Genomic DNA, 18127 nt, shown 5'->3' on the forward strand with positions numbered 1-18127 from the left:
CTCTCTCTCAGAAGATTTTTGGGGGTAATGGTTAGATTCAACCGCAATTAGGGGATAAAGGGCAAAATTGTCCGCGCCGCTCGCCGCAGCCGCAGCAAGAAGATATTCTGCCGTAGTTCGGAGTTGAGTGTAGGGTTTTCGGGCCAGGCGGCTAATTCAGCCTGAAGTTCAGCATATTCGGTCAAGCTGAGCGGTTCACCATTGAGGGGCGATCGCGCTTCAAAAATAATTTCGTTGCGCATCACCTCTTCAGGAACTTCTTCGGCAGGTGGCAGCGCTTGGGCGGCAGTTGTTAATAGCAGGCTCAGGCTGCTAATTCCATAACCAAGCCAGTGTCTCAATGTCATGTCTCGTTTGAATTGAATTAGCTCTACTTTACACTGTTCGATCTGGCTGTTTCAGCAGCGCGATCGCGCTTTTAGTACCGTAGCTGGTTGCGACCGCCGCGCTTGGCCTGGTAAAGCTGGGCATCGGCGACTGAAATCATTTTTTCGAGACTGCCTAAGGCCGTTTCAGCATTTAGCCCCATGCTGATAGTGACCTTTAAGTCGGGGTGTAGGGTAGCCCAGTGGTAGGTTTGAATGCTTAAACGCAGGCGATCGCAGAGTTGAATCGCCTGTGCCAGCGTGGTTTCTGGAAACGCAATCACAAATTCTTCGCCTCCGTAGCGAGCCACCACATCAGCCCGACGGGTTTGCTGCACCAGCAAGCGGGCAACCTGCTGCAAAACGCGATCGCCTACCTGATGTGAAAAGGTATCGTTAATCTGTTTGAAGTAATCAATATCGCCTACCATGACGCTCAGCGGAGCGTTATAGCGTTTTGCCTGCGCCATTAGCTGCTCAGCCTGCTCGTTAAAATAGCGGCGATTGTAGAGTTGGGTGAGTTCATCTCGAATGCTGAGTTCTCGAATTGTCTGATGCGATTTTTCCAGGTCTTCGTAGGCTTGAGCCAATTCTGTACTCATTTGATTAAAGGCGTGACCAAGAATGCCAAATTCATCACCTGAGCGAATTTTGACCTGTTGCCTCAAATTGCCCGTATTCATCGCCTTCACGGCCAGAGTCAGTTGTTGAATCGGTTTGCTAAACTCGTTGGCTAGCCATAGACCAATGGCTAAGGCTACTGCGCTCGTTACGACCCAGCTACTTCTCAAAGCTTGATCAATTGCTTTGTGATAGCTGCGATCGAAAGCATTAAAGTTGGGGCGTCGATCCATGATGGCAAAAGCCACTGTTTCATCGGCAACTTTAATGGGGTGAGCTTGCTTTTGCCACGACTCAGATGCTGGCCGCCTCGATCCTTTATTAGGCCCTAGCAAAACAAAGCCTGCAGGGTCAAGCAGCACAAACTTAAACGGCGGCAAAACCCGGTCATTAAAGGGAATATCCGCTGTCTCTAGTTCTAAGAGGCTAATAGGGGGTTGAACCTCTGTCGGCCTACAATCATCTGCTTGTAATGGCCGCTGACCGCTAAGGGCTTCAATCGCTCGTCGTCGCCGCTCAAATTTGCCAAAAGGTTCGGCTTCTGCGGCAGCTTCCCAAGATCCGTACCGTTCAATATAAGCCGCTACATCCTGCTTGAATCCGGCAAACGCAACGTCAGCATTAACCTGGCTAACGCTTTTGATGAGCAGTTTGTGAGCGATCGCCCCCACCAGCGAGACAGCTATAAAACTGGTCAAAACAAACGCGATCGCCAGCTTAAATCGAATCGAGCGAATGAATTTCATAAACTTCCCATTTCCCTAGATCCCAAAGAGAGGTTAGAAATTGTCTCAGCCTCAAACAACTTTTCTCCCAGCCAAGGGCAAATATAGCTAACTCACTCAAAAACTTAGCCATAATGAAGGTTAAAGGTTAACTGCTTCGAGCAGAGCGCTCCGCCAGTCTAGTTTTTGACTAGGTACAATGCCTTTTCCTGCGTTTCTTGTGTTTCTATCGTTTCAAGCCATGCACACAGCCTTTCTCTAACACCCCCCATGCCCAAAAAGCTTTTGCGCCTAAGATCTCACCGCTGGCTTTCGCAGATCTTCAAACTCAGCACCCGCCAGCATCCAGTCACCACAAACAAGCTGGTTTACTTGTTTGGCTTAAAGCGATCGGGTCTGCATGCCCTTTCGTTTTGGCTGTTAGGCCACTGCACCAGCAATATGCTGGTCAACAACAGTCCAGCTAAGCGGCGCGGTAACGCGTCACGCATGATGCGAACGATCCGAACCAGTCCGCTACCTACGATTATTAATCAAGGCGATCAAATAGCAACCTATCGCAATCAGCACGAATACTTTGAGCCACTACCTGCGGCTGTAGATCTATCAGTGGTATTGTTTCAAAGCCAAAGCTTGCCCTACCTCGCCGCCCAACCGGCTTTAACAGATGGCATCATTGCCACCACTTCCTATCAAGTTTTGCTGCTGCGTGATCCTTTCAATTGGGCAGCTTCTTATCTGCACAAATCTCAGCATCCAGAAGCTTATTTAATCTGGCCTGATTTATGGCGCGAATATGTCAATGAATTTGTAGGCAACACTCACTATTTAGGAGATACCGTTAAGGTTAACTACAATTGCTGGTTTACCGACGCATCCTATCGCCAGCAGATTTCCGCTCAGCTTGGTTTAACCTTTACCGACGAAGCCCTAGAAGTTGTGACTGCTCATGCGGGAGGTAGCTCATTTGATCAGACTCAGTTCAACGCTAGCGCTCAGCAAATGTCCGTCATGAATCGCTGGCAACACTATCAGCATGAACCCCAGTATCGAGAGGCATTCCAGAAAAATCAGGATATCTTAAACCTCGGTATGCAGCTTTTCGATCTGCCGCCTGATTTACAGACTTTTGCCCAGCAGTGCCGAGCTGCCTAAACACTCAATGCGGTTAACTGCGGGGGGCTTAGAAATGTAGTGGTAGCCACCAGCGTTGAAAGACTTTAACAGCTTAAAGCTGCTGACAAAAAACTTTCCTTCTACCCTTAGCTTTCTACCTTTAGCGATATCTGTCGCAGATAGTCCTGTCCCCAGGTGACGCTACCCGCAGCAAAATGCTTAAAACTTAGCTAGCGGATGCTTTGTCTTCTGATTTGCCAGCCTTAATTGTGGAGCAACGTGTTTCTTGAGTCTTTCCCAAAAAGCCATTAGTGGGGCTGTGTGGTCAGCTTTGCAAAACTGGGGCAGTCAGCTAGGCTCGTTGCTGATCTTTTTAGTATTGGCTCGACTGCTCACGCCAGAAGACTTTGGCCTGGTAGCGCTGGCAAATGTTTTTTTAGCATTTGTCCAGATATTTACCGATCAGGGCTTTCCGCAAGCGCTGATTCAGCGGCAAGAGCTTGAGCCAGACCATATTGACACAGCCTTTTGGACAACGCTGGGGTTCAGCAGCCTGCTCCTGCTAGCGGGTTTACTGCTAGCGCCCGTAGCGGCCAATGCTTTCGATCGCCCCTTGCTCACCCCTATTCTGCGCTGGTTTTCACTGCTGCTGTTAGTAGGGTCGCTAGCCGATGTGCAGCAAGCGTTGCTAGAGCGCCAGTTCGCTTTTCGCTTTGTTGCTCTGCGGGCGCTGTTGGGCTTAGCGATAGGGGGAATCGTCGGTATCGCTTTGGCCGTTGGTGGCGCAGGGGTTTGGAGTTTGGTGGCGCAGCAGCTCACAACCGAAGCCATAGGCGTAGTGGTTTTGTGGCGCTCAAGCAGTTGGCGTCCTCGCTGGCGCTTTTCTCGGCGTCATTTTCAACAATTGTTTCGCTTTGGCAGCAATATTTTTGCCTTTAACTTTTTAGGGTTCATCAATGGTCGGGCTGATGATTTACTCATTGGCTATTTTTTGGGGCCGACGGCGCTGGGCTATTACAGCGTGGCTTATCGCATCCTTACCATGATGACCCAGGTTTTGATTGATACAAGTAATCGGGTAGCGCTGCCGACATTTTCCCGGCTGCAGCTCGATTTAGATCGCCTACGTAGCGCTTTTTATAAAGTGACCCGGCTAACCAGCCTGTTGGCTTTTCCCAGCTTTTTGGGCATTGCTGTGCTAGCACCTAAAATTATTCCGATTTTCTTTGGGCCTCAGTGGCTGGCTTCGGTACCCGTTTTGCAGATTCTGGCGCTAGCGGGCATTTTCCGCTCGGTGTCTCGGTTTAAAAGCGCTGTGCTACTGGCTGTGGGGCAGCCGTTTTGGCGAGTCTGGATTGGTTTGCTGGCGGCTAGCCTAAATTTAATTGGTTTTGCGATCGCAGTGCGTTGGGGCATCATTGCCGTAGCGTGGGCCTATTTAATTCGCGCCTGTATTATGTTTCCGCTGGTGCAAGCCCTGCTCAACCGGATTATGCAAGCGTCTGTGTGGGCTTATCTGCGTCAGTTTATGCAACCGTTTTCGGCCACTTTGGTAATGGTGGTCGTACTTCTACTGGCTGAACGGGGGGTCAACGCCTTGAACTTATCCGTACAGCTAGCAATTTTAGTGGGAGTGGGCAGTCTGACTTACTTAGGCGCAATTCGACTGCTAGCTCCTGCTTTGTTTCAAGAGTTTTGGGGTTTGATTCAGGCTATGCTTCCCAAGCTAAAGTCCAAGCAAACTTAGTCAGCCTTCAAAATTGGCTGGTTGACCCAAACCGCCAATAAGAACCATTAATTCCCGTTAATCCGCCAGAGCCGTCAGAAACCTTCTCAGTACAATAGGCATGTCTTGTGATCAAGCTTGCGCGTCCTCAAGCTGGTATAGACGCTGTTAATTTTTAGATAGATTTCTCATGGCAAACGCTCAGTACATTCTGGCTCTGGATCTCGGTACGACTGGTAACCGGGCGATTCTGTTTGATCGCAACGGTGACATTGCCGGCCAAGCCTATAAAGAACTGACCCAGTACTACCCTCAACCAGGCTGGCTAGAGCATGACCCGCGTGAAATCTGGGACGATATTCAATGGGCTATTCAAGCGGCTATTCAAAAGGCCAGCATCAATCCGGCAGCTATTGCCGCCATTGGCTTAACGGTACAGCGAGAAACCTGTTTGCTGTGGGACAAAAACAGCGGTCGGCCTTTGCACAACGCTATTGTTTGGCAAGATCGGCGTACGGCTTCTATCTGTAATGACTTGCGCGATCAGGGGCTGGCGACAGAAATTGCCGATCGCACCGGATTGGTTCTAGACGCTTACTTTTCGGCTACAAAGCTACAGTGGCTTTTAGACGCTGTGCAAACCCATCAGCAAGATCCCCCCATTGACCTTGACGATGTTTTAGCCGGAACAGTCGATAGCTGGGTGCTGTGGAACCTCACGGGTCGCAAAGTTCACGCCACTGACGACAGCAACGCCAGCCGCACCATGTTGCTGAATCTAACCTCTCGCCAGTGGGATGAAAAGCTGCTGGATTTGTTTAATATTCCAGCTCACCTGATGCCCGAAATTCGCCCCAGTCTGGGCCACTTTGGCCACACTGATGCTGATATTTTGGGGGCTGAAATTCCGATTATGGCAGTCTTTGGCGATCAGCAAGCGGCTTTGTTTGCCCACGGCTGTAATCGCCCTGGGCTGCTGAAGTGTACCTATGGTACGGGGGCGTTTTTGGTGGCACACACTGGCTCAGAGGTGGCGCGATCGCAAAATCAGCTACTTTCAACCGTGGCCTGGTCAGAAGCAGACAACGGCAGCTCAAAGGTGGGCTATGCCCTAGAAGGCAGCATGTTTACGGCTGGTGCTTGCATTCAGTGGTTGCGAGATGGCATCAAACTCATCACCACAGCGGCTGACACCGAAGCTTCAGCCGAAAAAGTACCCGACAACGGCGGCGTTTACTTCGTTCCGGCGTTGAGTGGTTTGGGTGCCCCTCACTGGGATATGACCGCTCGCGGAGCCTTTTTGGGGATTACGGGCGGGGTACAACGTGAGCACATGATTCGAGCCGTTTTGGAGGCGATCGCCTATCAGGTTAACGAGGTCGTAGAAGCGGTTAACGAAGACAGCGGTACCCGCATCAAATTGCTGAAGGTGGATGGGGGAGCCTGTCAGAATGACTTTTTGATGCAGTTTCAAGCTGATGTACTGGGGATTCCGATTGAGCGTCCGGCGGTGCTGGATGCAACCGCCCAAGGAGCTGCCTTTGGCGCGGGTTTAGCCGCAGGTTATTGGCACAGTTATGATGATCTGATTCAAAATCGCAAAATCAATCGCGTCTTTGAGCCAGGAGCCGCAGCCAGTCAAGCCCAGGAAAATTTTCATATGTGGCAAAAGGCCGTTGCCCGAGCCAAGAACTGGGTTGAGTAGGATAAAGGTAGGGACACGATAGGGGCACAGTCTGCACCTATCGGCCACCATTGAAGGAGATCAGCGTTTGGCAGAGACTGCGATCGCCCAGTTTTGGGTACTGGTGAGAGGGGTGCTAGCCCTCGACCCCAATTTGTTTCAACTGATTCAAAAGTTTCCTCAGCGCTCTTGGGGGGCGGTGGGGGTGGTGTTACTGGCAGGTCTATCGCTGGCAGTAGCAGAAAGTGTGGTGCTCTTTCTCAATCGCGTCCGTCCGGCGCGGTTTGTCTTTAGCCTGCTGATTGGAGCCATTTTGTTTGCCTGTGGCTATGGCTTTTGGGTGTTAACCACCTGGATTACTAGCGTCTGGCTGCTGCAAATCAATCTGTCGCTAGAGACGATTGCGCTGGTGCTGGCCTACAGCTATGCGCCGCTGATGTTTAGCTTTGTGGGAGCGCTGCCCTACTTTGGGGTGCCGTTGCTGCGGCTGCTGTCGGTGTGGACGCTGCTGGCGATGATGCTGGGCTTTTCGGCGGTGGCTGATTTGCCCATGGCCAGGGCTTTTGAAACAGTCGTCACTGGCTGGATTGTGCTACAGCTTCTACAGCAAACGGTCGGGCAGCCCGTGGCCGCTTTGGGGCGCTGGCTGGCAAATTTAGCCGCTGGGGTGAAGCTGGTGACCGATCGGCGATCGCTTACTGACCTGCTACGAGCGGGAGAAGCCTTTTTAGCCGATGCCGCTTTACCCAATCGGCCATCCCCCATGGCGGCCAATGCGTTGCCGATGGCGGCTGATGTAGAGTTTGCCCCTGCCCCCAGCGACTGGGTAGCCACTGAGTCTGCCTCCCCCCCGCCCGACCCCGTACATCGTCTGGCTAAGTTCCAGTTTCCGCTACGGCGATCGCTGCAATATCTGGGGCTAGCGCTATTTGCCGTGCTGATTACGTTTGTGCTGTCGCCCGTGCGTCGTTTTCTAATCGGTGCTTACTTAACTGCCGGAGCCGCTTGGATTCAGTTTTTTATTGATCTAGCCTGGATTAGTCTGATTATTTTTATCATCAGTGGTTTGCTAGCACCGCTAGAAGCCCTGGGCTGGTGGGCCGGGTGGTATGGCGATCCGCTGACGGCAACGCGCCCAGTCATTGCGCCGCTTTCTACCCCGCGCGATCGCATCAAACGCTTTCTCATCTATTTAGACGGAGCCGGACAATCTACCGCTGACTATCAGCCTTTTGTCGCCAACTTTCTCGAACAACTAGGCCAACAACTGCCAGAAGATACCCTGCTAGTCAAAGGGCTGATGTCTTATTCAGTGCTTAATCGACCCCTCACGCAAGATCGCCCTTTTGCTTTCTTTTGGCGTTGGGTTGAAGGGCTAGGCTCACAGCCGCAAGAAAGTTGGGTGAGTGCTTTTGTTAGCTTCCGCAACATGCTGATGGTATCGGTGTCGGCAGATCAGCGCTATGGCCCAGTTTACAACTGGGGCATGGCTCAGCGCATTTACGACAGTCTGATGCGCCTGGGCTATCCTGCAGAGGGCAACGTACCGATTACGCTGATTGGCTATAGCGGCGGCGGCCAGGTGGGGATGGGGGTTGTCCCTTTTTTACGCAATAGCCTCAATGCCCCGGTTGAAGTCATTTCGCTGGGGGGCGTGATTAGTGGCCGGGTGGATGCCTTAGCCGTTGAGCAGCTTTATCACCTGGTAGGCGATCGCGATTGGATTGAACGACTGGGCGTTGTGCTTTTTCCTCGCCGCTGGCAAGTCTCGTTTCTCTCTTACTGGAACCGGGCAAAGCGAAAAGGCAAAATCAGCCTGATTGCCCTTAAAGGAGTCGGCCATCAAGGGATTGGCGGTATGTTAGACCCCGAACCCCGCCACGGCGAAAGCCGTTCTCACTTGCAGCGAACGCTGACGCTGGTGATGAATATTTTGCAAGACAAGTTTTCAGAACAACTGGTGGCCGATCGCCTGCCCGCCCAAACAGAAAGCAATTATCAACGCTACCAGCAAGCCGACTTCAACCACTGGAGCTACTATCCTCTGCACCAGCCCCCCAACGACCAGCTTTATCGTCCGATTGCCCCCTGGATGGGGCGGCTGATTTTGCCCAGTCCCGATCAGCGGCGACAGATTAACGGCGTGCTGTTTGAAGTCCATCATGCCGCCGCCGCTCAGACTTCGCTGGTGGGTAAAGTTGTGATGCTGCGCTGGAGCCAGCAGTTAGCGGTGCAAACGCGAGTTCGCCAGGTGACACAAGATGTCCACTTTAGTGCTGAAGCGGAATATACCCATCGACAAGGACTGGTGCATCCGATCCGGCTGAATCACTGGCGACAGGTTAATCCGTTAGAGTCGCTAGCTGGCTCGCATCCAGAAAATGACGTGATTGTGGCACTACCAGACCCCGTACAGGTGAGTGAGGTAGAGGGGATAGAAAGCGGCTTAGAAGGGGTCGAAGGGTGTGTTTTAGCGATCGCCCATGAACCCGTGCAGATTAGCGGGCGTTATTACGGGCTGGTGCAGTTTATAGAGCCAGTCGAACCGGACAGCGATCGCTATCGAGTGGCTCACTTTGAACTAGCCACTCGGCGATTTGACGGCCCTACTGAAATTGTGCGATTGCCCCAGGTCATTCCCGACAAAAACGGCACGCTGCCCGCGACCGCCGCTCAAATTGAGCAATCTCCCCAAAACGAAAACGGCTGGTATATCTATGGAGCAGCCGACGCCGCAGGGCTGTTTGTTGTGCAGGCGATCGCCCCGCGTGACCTTTTTCGCCTCATGCCTCGCCGCACCCTGTTGCAGACAAAAGCAGGGCTACGCTACGTGAAACAAAAAGCCTGGAAGAACCTAGTTGCCAAAAAAGGCCAGACAGAATCGGTACTCATTAGCCCCCATACGGCCACCGCTCAGCAAGCGCGGCAGGCTTGGCAGGTAGGCGATCGCGCCTTGCTAGTACATACCTACGGCGGCATTGGCGGGCGTCAGCGCGAACCTGCAGCCAAAGCGCCTATTTACTTTGGTCACTTTGCTTACGGGGTGGCCACGGTAATTCATGAACCCCTAGCTGATGAACCGCAGTTTGATATTCGCTATTACCAGGTGTATACCCACAATACCCACGGCATTATTGCCGGAGTGCTGCACTGGACCCACTATATGGGCGATCGCCAGTGGGGCTTTTTGGGAACGCGCCCGGTGGCCGATATTTTAATCAAACACTCAGCCTATACAGAACCCTTTGACTTTAACGGCTCTCTACCAACTGCCCTAGATGATCTAATTCGTCAGCTCGAAACCATGGTAGCCCGCTATCGCATTGGCGATGGCACAGGGGGAACGTATGTTGGGCCAGCTAACAATTGCGCTCAAGACTCAAATCAGGCGCTTTATGCCAGCATCAAGCAGCTAGAAGAACTTATTCAGGCTAGCCCTCCGAAAAAGTCGCGCTGGCAAGCCCAGCATCCTGAACAAGCTCAACGCTATCAGCAGCTATTGGGGATTCGTAAAGCCCTGCAGCGGGAACTGCTACCGCTAGGCAGTGCCCGCGCCGATTGGGAAGATGGCCGTGAAATGTTGGGCAGCAATCTCGAAGATTATCCGCTCAAAACGCTGGGGCGAGGGCTGCTCAGTTGGCGCACTATGCTGCCGCGTGTGGCTAGCGACACCGTCATCGAGCTGTTTTTACGCCACGGAGCCTGTTTGTGGGTGTTGCGAACCAACCAGGTGGGCGGCGACAATCCAGAAATTGAACCCATTGCGCCGTTTACTTTTTAACCCGGCTTTAGCCAACCGCTGTTGGCAGTAAAAAGCCAGACCTCAAACCTGCGATCGCGATGGGGCGGGCGATCGCGTTCCTACGCATTTAGCGGATGACAGCCAGACGCGATGGCCTTACACTCAGAGTCTGTGCTGGCTCTACATTTTTGATAACCAATAACTTGACTTCAGTCAGGGTATCAGTTTATGAATGACCCCAGACTCTCTTGGTAAACCCTGCTGAGCAACTCGTTGCCTGCTGCACCCCAGCCGGGAAAGCTAGGGCTAACCGCTTGTTCACCCAGCCGCCTGAGCCAGTTTATCCTGAAAATTGCCGCTGGCATTGTGTCCGCTTTCTCTTCATGTTAACCAGTGTCGATCGTCTTCTATTCGTTCGTGGTGTCCCCATCTTTAAAGAATTGCGGGACGACTTTTTGGTTCGCCTCGCCTCCATTATGGATGAGCTGTCCTTCCCGCCAAACTACACTATCTTTACCGAAGGGCAAGAAGGGCGATCGCTTTATATTGTCGTTTCCGGGCGGGTGAGTGTTCATCTCAAGCAGCAAGAATTGGCTCAACTCGATCAGGGTACCTGCTTTGGGGAAATGTCGCTGTTCGATGCGGAACCGCGTTCAGCCTCAGTGACAACGCTAGAATCTTGCGAGTGCCTGATGCTGACTCAGCAGCAGCTTTATGAAGCCATTGACGAAACCCCCGGTATTGCGGTCAACATTATTCGCATGCTCTCCCGCCGCATCCGGGAACTCAACAAAGAACTTAACGGCAAAAACCAAGAACTGAATCGCTATCGTAGCGCCACTGCTTATACGCCCCCTGTGCCCCTCTTTAAGCAAACTGATCTAAAGTCACCCTACCCGTTAACAGCCAACGGAGCCGCCGCCGAAGCAGATCAGCCTTATCCATCCGATGTTAGTTATTTCAATGGCAACTTACCTTACTAGCTGATGTTGGGCTGGAGGGCTAGGAGCGGCCAAACTGCTGACAGGCTTGCAAAAAGCGGTAGGGAATCTCCGGGCGATCGCCCCAGTGCAAATGCAGGTAGGAGGCATGGATTTGGTGGTGTCGCCACCCTTCTAAGACGGGGTTTGATAGACCATGCCCTTGCAGGCTGTAGATAGGATCGACTGGAGCAGGCTGAATGACTGAACGGTGAAATTCGTGCCCCCAGATTTGGGTGCCAGCAGCCAACAGCGGGGTCGATTGGCAAACGGTGGCTTGGCGATAGCCCAGGGTCAGCCGTGCAGACATTTGCACCGCTGCTGGCAAACTGCCCACCATCGGCCAGGGGCGTTGCTCAAAGTCTTGTAGCTGCTGGCAGAGATACATCAGTCCGCCACACTCAGCGTAAACTGGCAGTTGCTGTGCTAATGCGGTTTTAACCGTCAGGAGAGCCGCGCCATTTGCAGCTAGCTCAGCCGCAAACAACTCAGGAAATCCCCCGCCTAAATACAATCCTTGACTATCCTCAGGGAGTTTTGGGTCGCTCAACGGACTCCAGTTGATGAGCTGCGCCCCTAAAGCTTCTAGCAGCGCCAAGTTTTCGGCATAGTAAAAGCTAAAAGCGCGATCGCGAGCAACCGCAAGCCGCACTGGAATAGGCTGAAATTGGGCTTCTGGCAGCCTCACCTGAGTCGTCACAGGCGATCGCAGCAGCGGCGTCAATCGTGGCCAGTCAAAACAGGTTTTGCCCAGAGTGGCTAATTGCGCTAGCGTTTGCCGCAGGGTAGGGAGTTCGGCGGTTGGTACCAGCCCCAAATGGCGGCTGGGCAGTTCGATGTTTTGGTGGCGGCGCAAAAACCCCAAAATAGGTACGTTTAGCGGTGCGATCGCGGCCTTGAGTAAATCTAAATGGCGATCGCTAGCCACTCGATTTAAGACCACACCCGCAAACTGCAGCCGTGCATCTAGCGTGCGATAGCCCTGCACAATAGCCGCAACCGAGTGAGATAAACGACTTGCATCAATAACTAGCAAAACAGGTAGCTGTAAGCTACGAGCAACGTCAGCCGTGCTGCCCCAGTCCTGATAGCCCCCAGCCCCATCAAATAGCCCCATCACCCCTTCAACCAGGGCATAAGGAGCGGTTTGGCTGTAGCGCTGATAGCAGCGCTGTACATAAGCCGCTGAGGTCAGGACAGGGTCGAGATTGTAGCAAGGCCGCCCGGTGACCGCCTGATGAAACATGGGGTCGATGTAATCTGGCCCCACCTTGAAAGACTGGACTCCCTGATCCAGAGCCGCCAGTAGCGCCAGCGTTACGGTTGTCTTACCGACACCGCTCCGTTCTCCTGCAATTACAAGCCCCATGCACCATCCCTAAAAGCAAAACAGGTGGACAAACCATCCACCTGAAAAACCTAGCGCTATCCAACAAAACCTATAAGGCTTGTACAGCGTCTTGACTGGGTCGCAAAGCGGTTTCAGTTCTAACGCTATCCGCAGCAATAGGAGCGGTTTCTTGGTGTACCACAGCGGTTGATTGCAAAATAGCTGTGCGCGCGATTGAGCTATTCGCTAGGGAAAACAGAGGGTTAGACAAAATTCCGGCTAAAGAAGTTGCCACCACCGCCAAAATGAGGCTGACCTGCAAAGGCCGCATTCCAGGCAGCGTCCAGCGTACCTCAGGGTAGTTTTTGACGACCTCGGACATCTCATGCGGCTCTTTTACCACCATCATCTTAATCACGCGGATGTAGTAGTAAATAGAAATCACGCTGGTAATCAACCCTACCAAAACCAGTCCATAAGCCCCGGCCTGCCAGCCTGCCCAAAAGATATAAAGCTTACCAAAAAAGCCTGCTAGCGGCGGAATACCTCCCAATGACAGCAAGCAAATGCTGAGGCCAAACGTCAGTAGCGGGTCTTTTTGATACAAACCGCTGTACTCGCTGATTTGATCGGTGCCTGTGCGCAGAGAAAAGAGAATGACACAGGTGAACCCGCCTAGGTTCATAAATAGGTAAATCAGCAGGTAGAAAATCATGCTGGCATAACCGGCCTCAGTGCCAATAATTAAGCCAATCATGACAAAGCCCGCCTGGGCAATTGAAGAGTAGGCCAGCATCCGTTTCATGCTGGTCTGCGCCAAAGCCACGACGTTGCCCAAAATCATGCTGAGGATGGCCAAGGCGGTAAAGACAAAGTGCCACTGCTCTGATACCAGCGGAAAAGCGGTAACCAACAGGCGAATTGCCAGCGCAAACCCAGCCGCTTTAGAACCCACAGAAAGAAAGGCAACGACAGGCGTTGGCGAACCTTCGTAGACATCGGGAGTCCATTGATGGAAAGGAACGGCGGCAATTTTGAAAGCAATGCCCGCAATCACAAAAACCAGCGCTACTACCAGACCAATCGGCACATCCGAGCCATCAGCCAGAATGTTAGCGGCGATCGCCCCCAAGCGAGTTTGCCCACCCGACAGCCCAAAGAGCAGCGAAACACCGTACAGAAAGATGGCAGAGCTAGCTGCCCCAATCAGCAAATATTTGAGAGCCGCCTCGTTAGAGCGCGGGTCGCGCTTCATATAGCCTGTCAACAGGTAAGAAGAAATACTCAGCGTTTCGAGCGAGACAAAAATTGTCACCAACTCGTCGGCTCCTGAAAGAAACATGCCACCCAGCGTTGCCGTTAGCAAAATTACCAAAAATTCTGCTAGCGAGGTGCCCGATTGCTCTACATAGCGAATCGACATGGGCACGGTAATTGTCGCTGACAAGACAATGATGCCGCGAAAAATCACGCTCAGGGCATCTCCGTTGAAGCCACCCAAGAAGGCAATGGGATTTTGAATGTCCCACTGAAAAACGAGTGCGACCACTGCCGCCAAAAGCCCGACAATTGCCACATAAGGAGTCCACCGAGACGAAGAGCGACCCACAATGAGGTCACCCACCAGAATGACCAGCAGCGTCGCAATCACGACACCCTCCGGTAAGATTGCCCCGGCATTAAGCTGCGCGGCAAGATTAGTCACATCCATGAGCTTGAATACCTCGAACAGTCAGCTTAGGGAGTAGTTTAGGTTAAATTTGTATCATCCAGTGTAGAACGGCGCTGCCACTTCCCTCTAGAGAGATAGGTGCCTAAAGCGGCGATCGCTAAGTTCCCTTAGCAATGTAACATCTCTTTAACTAAGCACAGCAATATCGCTAACCCTTTTGCAGCAACCTTCTCAGCTTAAAAGTTCGGCAAACCGCCTAGACGAACTTGTCATTTTCGATATAAGCCTATAAAAAGGCATCACAGCTGACTGACCCACTTTTCCCCTCCTCGGCTAGCCTGAGAAAAAGGCGCTATTTTCGGAATCGCCGCTTCTACCTGTGAAGCCCCTAACCAATAAGCTAACCGCAAAGGTCTGTTGATAGCACAAGCGATCGCGTAGTCTATAAAGGCTTAAAAAATGTTTAATTTGTCTTTAACCTGCGCAGTAGCGCAATATGGATTTGGGAATATTGCGGCAAAGCACCCAGCCCCCGGTGGCTGATGATTCGCCAAAACGATTAGCCAGCTTTTCCCGGAAGAGGTTCTAGCCCCTGCTAGATTTTTTCTATCTATTATTAAAAGAAGTTTCAACGGCCTGAGACGTTCGCAGCCCTATGTCAACTCTCGTCATTGTTGAGTCGCCCACCAAAGCGAAAACAATCCGCAACTATCTACCCTCTGGATACCGTGTCGAAGCGTCGATGGGGCATGTTCGAGATTTGCCCAAGTCCGCTAGTGAAATTCCAACTGCTGTCAAAGGTGAAAAATGGGCGCAGCTTGGGGTCAACACTGACGCCAACTTTGAACCGCTATACGTGGTACCCAAAGATAAGAAAAAAGTTGTCAAAGCCCTTAAAGATGCCCTTAAACAAGCTGACGAACTGGTACTGGCGACCGACGAAGACCGCGAGGGAGAAAGCATTAGCTGGCACTTGCTACAGCTTTTAAAGCCAAAAGTGCCAACTAAGCGCATGGTCTTTCATGAAATTACGGAAGAAGCCATTCAATCGGCTCTAGAAAATTGCCGCGACATCAACGACCAGCTAGTGCGAGCCCAAGAAACCCGGCGAATTTTAGATCGGCTGGTGGGTTATACGCTCTCGCCCTTGCTGTGGGAGAAGATTGCCTGGGGGTTGTCGGCGGGGCGAGTGCAGTCTGTTGCCGTGAGGCTGCTGGTTACTCGTGAACGCGATCGCCGTGCGTTCCGGCGCGGTTCTTATTGGGATCTCAAAGCAACGCTGAGCCACCAAAACAGCGACTTTGAAGCCAAGCTCTATGCTCTAGCTGGAACGCGTCTAGCTAACGGCAGTGATTTTGACGAAAACACCGGACAAATCGCAACCGGTCGGAACGTTGTTTTGCTCAACGAAGAGCAAGCTAGAGCGTTGCAAAGCCGCCTCGAAGCAGGCATTTGGACGGTTACAAATATTGAGGAGCGACCCTCTAGCCGCAAACCCTCGCCACCCTTTACCACGTCTACGCTGCAGCAAGAGTCTAACCGCAAGCTACGGATGTCAGCCCGTGACACCATGCGGGTCGCTCAAAGCCTGTATGAAAAAGGCTACATCACCTACATGCGAACCGATTCGGTGCATTTGTCGCAACAGGCGATCGCTGCGGCGCGTAGCTGTGTCAAATCTCGCTACGGCCAAGATTATCTCAGCCCCAAACCTCGCCAGTATGCCAACAAGAGCAAAAATGCTCAAGAAGCGCACGAAGCCATTCGTCCGGCTGGAAGCACCTTTCGCACGCCGCAAGAAACTGGGCTGCGAGAAAAAGAGCTGGCTCTCTACGACCTGATTTGGAAACGAACTGTCGCCACCCAAATGGCTGAAGCTCGCCAAACCCATATTACGGTTCAAATTGAGGTAGACGACGCCAACTTTCGGGCGACTGGCAAGCGAATTGATTTTCCTGGTTTCTTTCGCGCGTATGTAGAAGGTTCGGATGATCCAGACGCGGCTATTGAAGATCAAGAAGTCACGTTACCGACGCTCAAAGTAGGCGATGCGCCTACCTGCAACACCTTAGACGCCATTGGTCACGAAACTCAGCCTCCGGCTCGCTTTACCGAAGCTTCGCTGGTGAAAACGCTGGAAAGTGAAGGAATTGGTCGCCCAAGCACCTATGCCAGCATCATCGGTACGATTGTCGATCGCGGCTATGCTCAGCTCACCAGCAACAGCTTGATCCCCACTTTTACAGCCTTTGCCGTCACCGATTTGCTAGAGAAGCATTTCCCGGATCTCGTCGATCTAGGGTTCACCGCCCGCATGGAGCAAACCTTAGACGAAATTTCGGTGGGTGATGTCGAGTGGCTGCCCTACCTAAGCGAGTTTTATTTGGGGGATCAGGGGCTAGAGCAGCAAGTGCAACAGCGCCAAAGCCAGATTGATCCAGATACGGCTAGAACAATTGACTTAGAAAACCTAGCCGCCAAAGTCCGCATTGGTCGCTACGGGCCTTATTTAGAAGCTGACAGCGAAGAAGGTTCAGTCAAAGCTTCGATTCCTCAAGACGTTACCCCTGCGGATCTTGATGCGGAGCAAGTTGAAACGCTGCTCAAGCAAAAAACAGAAGGCCCCGACAAAATCGGACTGCACCCCGACACGGGTGAACCCATTTATCTGCTCATTGGCACTTACGGGCCGTATGTGCAAATGGGAGAAAAAACAGAAGAAAATCCCAAACCCAAGCGGGCTTCTGTTCCTAAAGGCACGCCCATGGAGGCGGTTACTTTGGAAATGGCGGTAGGGTTGCTATCGCTGCCGCGTCTGTTGGGAACCCATCCCGATACGGGAGCCAAAATCAAGGCCAGTATTGGGCCTTATGGGCCTTATGTCGTCCATGACCAGGGCAAAGAAGGGAAAGATTATCGTTCGCTCAAAAAAGAAGACAACGTCCTGGAAATTACGCTAGAGCGAGCCTTAGCTTTGCTGGCAGAGCCTAAAAGTCGGCGGGGACGGCGGAAGGCGGCAGAACCCCTCAAGCAATTGGGCAACCATCCTGAAGACGAAAAACCCGTCAATATTTACGATGGCCCTTATGGCTTCTATGTGAAACACGGGACGACTAACGCCTCACTACCAGAAGGCAAAAAACCCGACGATATCACCTTAGAGCTGGCGCTAGAGCTGCTAGAGGCTAAACAGGCCACCAAAAAGACCAGTCGCAAGTCTAGCAAATCAACCGCTAAAAAGACGACCACTCGTAAAACCACAACCAAGAAGACGGCTGCTAAAAAGACAACTGGCACCACGGCCAAAAAACGCACAACGCGCAAAAAAACTACTGACGATTCTTCATCGGCAGAGAAAAAAGCTTCTTAGGGAGGCATCCTGATGCTGACGCTTTACCATACTCCCCTTTCGATTAATTCTCGTCGGGTTTGGGTAACCTTGCTGGAAAAAGGGTTGCAGTTTGATCTTGTTGAGGTTGATCTCGGCGGCGACCAGTTCAAGCCAGCGTTTTTGGCGCTTAATCCCTTTCATCACATTCCGGTTTTGGTGGATGAAGACTTTAAGGTGATTGAGTCTTTTGCCATTTTGGACTACCTGGAAGCGATGTATCCGTCACCACCGCTCATGCCTTGCGCGCCTCAAGCGATCGCTCGCGTTCGGATGGTACAGATGGTTACCCTCAACGAGTTACTGCCAGCGCTGACGCCGCTAACCCGCAAAATGATGGGTTTTGGTGAACCCGACGCTGAAGCGATCGCCAAAGCGAAGCAGCAAGCAGACGGTGTGCTACGGTTTTTGGCTCAAATATTGGATAATCACGTCTTTTTTGGCGTTGACCATCTGAGCTTGGGTGATATTGTGCTGGGTACGGTGGTTCCCTGGTTTGCTCAGCTTGAAATACCGCTTGAAAACTATCCTAATTTGCAAGCCTGGTGCGATCGCCTGGTGCAGCGCCCTGCTTGGCAAACGACGCAACCCACGGCTGAAGCGCTAGCTGCCTTCAGAGAACGTATGCGCCAGCTTATGGATCGACGCGATCAGTCATAAAGCGGGGTGATCAGACCTTTAGGCTTTGGCATTTTGTGGTTTGGCTTTGGCTTGGCGCTGGCTCAGCAAAAATCCCAGGCTAGCCTGGGATTTAAAACCAAAGTTGATTACTTTTTGG

Annotated in this window: 11 protein-coding genes; 7 read left to right on the forward strand and 4 right to left on the reverse strand. The window is 52.2% G+C overall.

Translation table 11 applies throughout. The annotated features are described in order from the left end of the window. Positions 1-47: 47 nt before the first annotated feature. Both ACTS3T_RS21725 and ACTS3T_RS21730 read right to left on the reverse strand, forming a co-directional pair. On the reverse strand, positions 48-347 hold the full coding sequence (locus ACTS3T_RS21725) for a glutathione S-transferase (protein ID WP_377961937.1): 300 nt from the start codon (positions 345-347) through the stop codon (positions 48-50). A gap of 71 nt (positions 348-418) precedes the next feature. Beyond that, positions 419-1732 carry a GGDEF domain-containing protein gene (locus ACTS3T_RS21730; protein ID WP_377961940.1) on the reverse strand — a complete coding sequence of 438 codons (1314 nt, stop codon included), beginning with the start codon at positions 1730-1732 and terminating at the stop codon, positions 419-421. A gap of 264 nt (positions 1733-1996) precedes the next feature. Between ACTS3T_RS21730 and ACTS3T_RS21735 the strand changes: the two genes are divergently transcribed. From ACTS3T_RS21735 to ACTS3T_RS21755, 5 genes are all read left to right on the forward strand, one after another. Continuing rightward, entirely contained in the window at positions 1997-2866 is an 870-nt protein-coding gene (locus tag ACTS3T_RS21735; RefSeq protein WP_462935733.1) for a hypothetical protein, read from the forward strand. Positions 2867-3113: 247 nt separating this feature from the next. Next, a complete protein-coding gene (locus ACTS3T_RS21740; protein WP_377961945.1) occupies positions 3114-4574 on the forward strand; it encodes a lipopolysaccharide biosynthesis protein in 1461 nt (486 codons plus the stop codon). Positions 4575-4743: 169 nt separating this feature from the next. Next, the gene (glpK, locus tag ACTS3T_RS21745) at positions 4744-6258 is read left to right on the forward strand and encodes a glycerol kinase GlpK (protein WP_377961948.1); all 1515 of its coding nucleotides are present in this window, start codon (positions 4744-4746) and stop codon (positions 6256-6258) included. 67 nt (positions 6259-6325) lie between these two features. Beyond that, positions 6326-10018: a CAAX protease gene (locus ACTS3T_RS21750; protein WP_377961951.1), complete on the forward strand. Its 3693-nt coding sequence runs from the start codon at positions 6326-6328 to the stop codon at positions 10016-10018. A gap of 344 nt (positions 10019-10362) precedes the next feature. After that, complete coding sequence (locus ACTS3T_RS21755; RefSeq protein WP_377962055.1) at positions 10363-10962, forward strand: Crp/Fnr family transcriptional regulator; 600 nt, start codon at positions 10363-10365, stop codon at positions 10960-10962. Positions 10963-10981: 19 nt separating this feature from the next. Here the strand turns inward: ACTS3T_RS21755 and ACTS3T_RS21760 are convergent, their stop codons facing one another. Both ACTS3T_RS21760 and ACTS3T_RS21765 read right to left on the reverse strand, forming a co-directional pair. Beyond that, positions 10982-12328 carry a cobyrinate a,c-diamide synthase gene (locus tag ACTS3T_RS21760; RefSeq protein ID WP_377961954.1) on the reverse strand — a complete coding sequence of 449 codons (1347 nt, stop codon included), beginning with the start codon at positions 12326-12328 and terminating at the stop codon, positions 10982-10984. A gap of 70 nt (positions 12329-12398) precedes the next feature. Further along, positions 12399-14000, reverse strand: coding sequence for an NAD(P)H-quinone oxidoreductase subunit N (locus ACTS3T_RS21765; protein WP_377961957.1), 1602 nt, complete (start codon positions 13998-14000; stop codon positions 12399-12401). 616 nt (positions 14001-14616) lie between these two features. Here ACTS3T_RS21765 and topA point away from each other — a divergent pair. After that, positions 14617-17331: a type I DNA topoisomerase gene (gene topA, locus ACTS3T_RS21770; RefSeq protein ID WP_377961960.1), complete on the forward strand. Its 2715-nt coding sequence runs from the start codon at positions 14617-14619 to the stop codon at positions 17329-17331. Between the two features lie 12 nt (positions 17332-17343). Beyond that, the gene (locus ACTS3T_RS21775; protein ID WP_377961963.1) at positions 17344-18009 is read left to right on the forward strand and encodes a glutathione S-transferase family protein; all 666 of its coding nucleotides are present in this window, start codon (positions 17344-17346) and stop codon (positions 18007-18009) included. The last annotated feature ends 118 nt before the right edge of the window (positions 18010-18127 follow it).

The organism is Almyronema sp., assembly GCF_052168255.1.
GTDB classification, from domain to species: Bacteria; Cyanobacteriota; Cyanobacteriia; order Phormidesmidales; family Phormidesmidaceae; genus Sphaerothrix; species Sphaerothrix epifaneia.

Bases quoted from the DNA above. Each gene is read 5' to 3' on its own strand.
- ACTS3T_RS21725 (WP_377961937.1), bottom strand. From the start codon at position 347: ATGACATTGAGACACTGGCTTGGTTATGGAATTAGCAGCCTGAGCCTG.
- ACTS3T_RS21730 (WP_377961940.1), bottom strand. From the start codon at position 1,732: ATGAAATTCATTCGCTCGATTCGATTTAAGCTGGCGATCGCGTTTGTT.
- glpK (WP_377961948.1), top strand. From the start codon at position 4,744: ATGGCAAACGCTCAGTACATTCTGGCTCTGGATCTCGGTACGACTGGT.
- ACTS3T_RS21755 (WP_377962055.1), top strand. From the start codon at position 10,363: ATGTTAACCAGTGTCGATCGTCTTCTATTCGTTCGTGGTGTCCCCATC.
- ACTS3T_RS21760 (WP_377961954.1), bottom strand. From the start codon at position 12,328: ATGGGGCTTGTAATTGCAGGAGAACGGAGCGGTGTCGGTAAGACAACC.
- ACTS3T_RS21765 (WP_377961957.1), bottom strand. From the start codon at position 14,000: ATGGATGTGACTAATCTTGCCGCGCAGCTTAATGCCGGGGCAATCTTA.
- topA (WP_377961960.1), top strand. From the start codon at position 14,617: ATGTCAACTCTCGTCATTGTTGAGTCGCCCACCAAAGCGAAAACAATC.
- ACTS3T_RS21775 (WP_377961963.1), top strand. From the start codon at position 17,344: ATGCTGACGCTTTACCATACTCCCCTTTCGATTAATTCTCGTCGGGTT.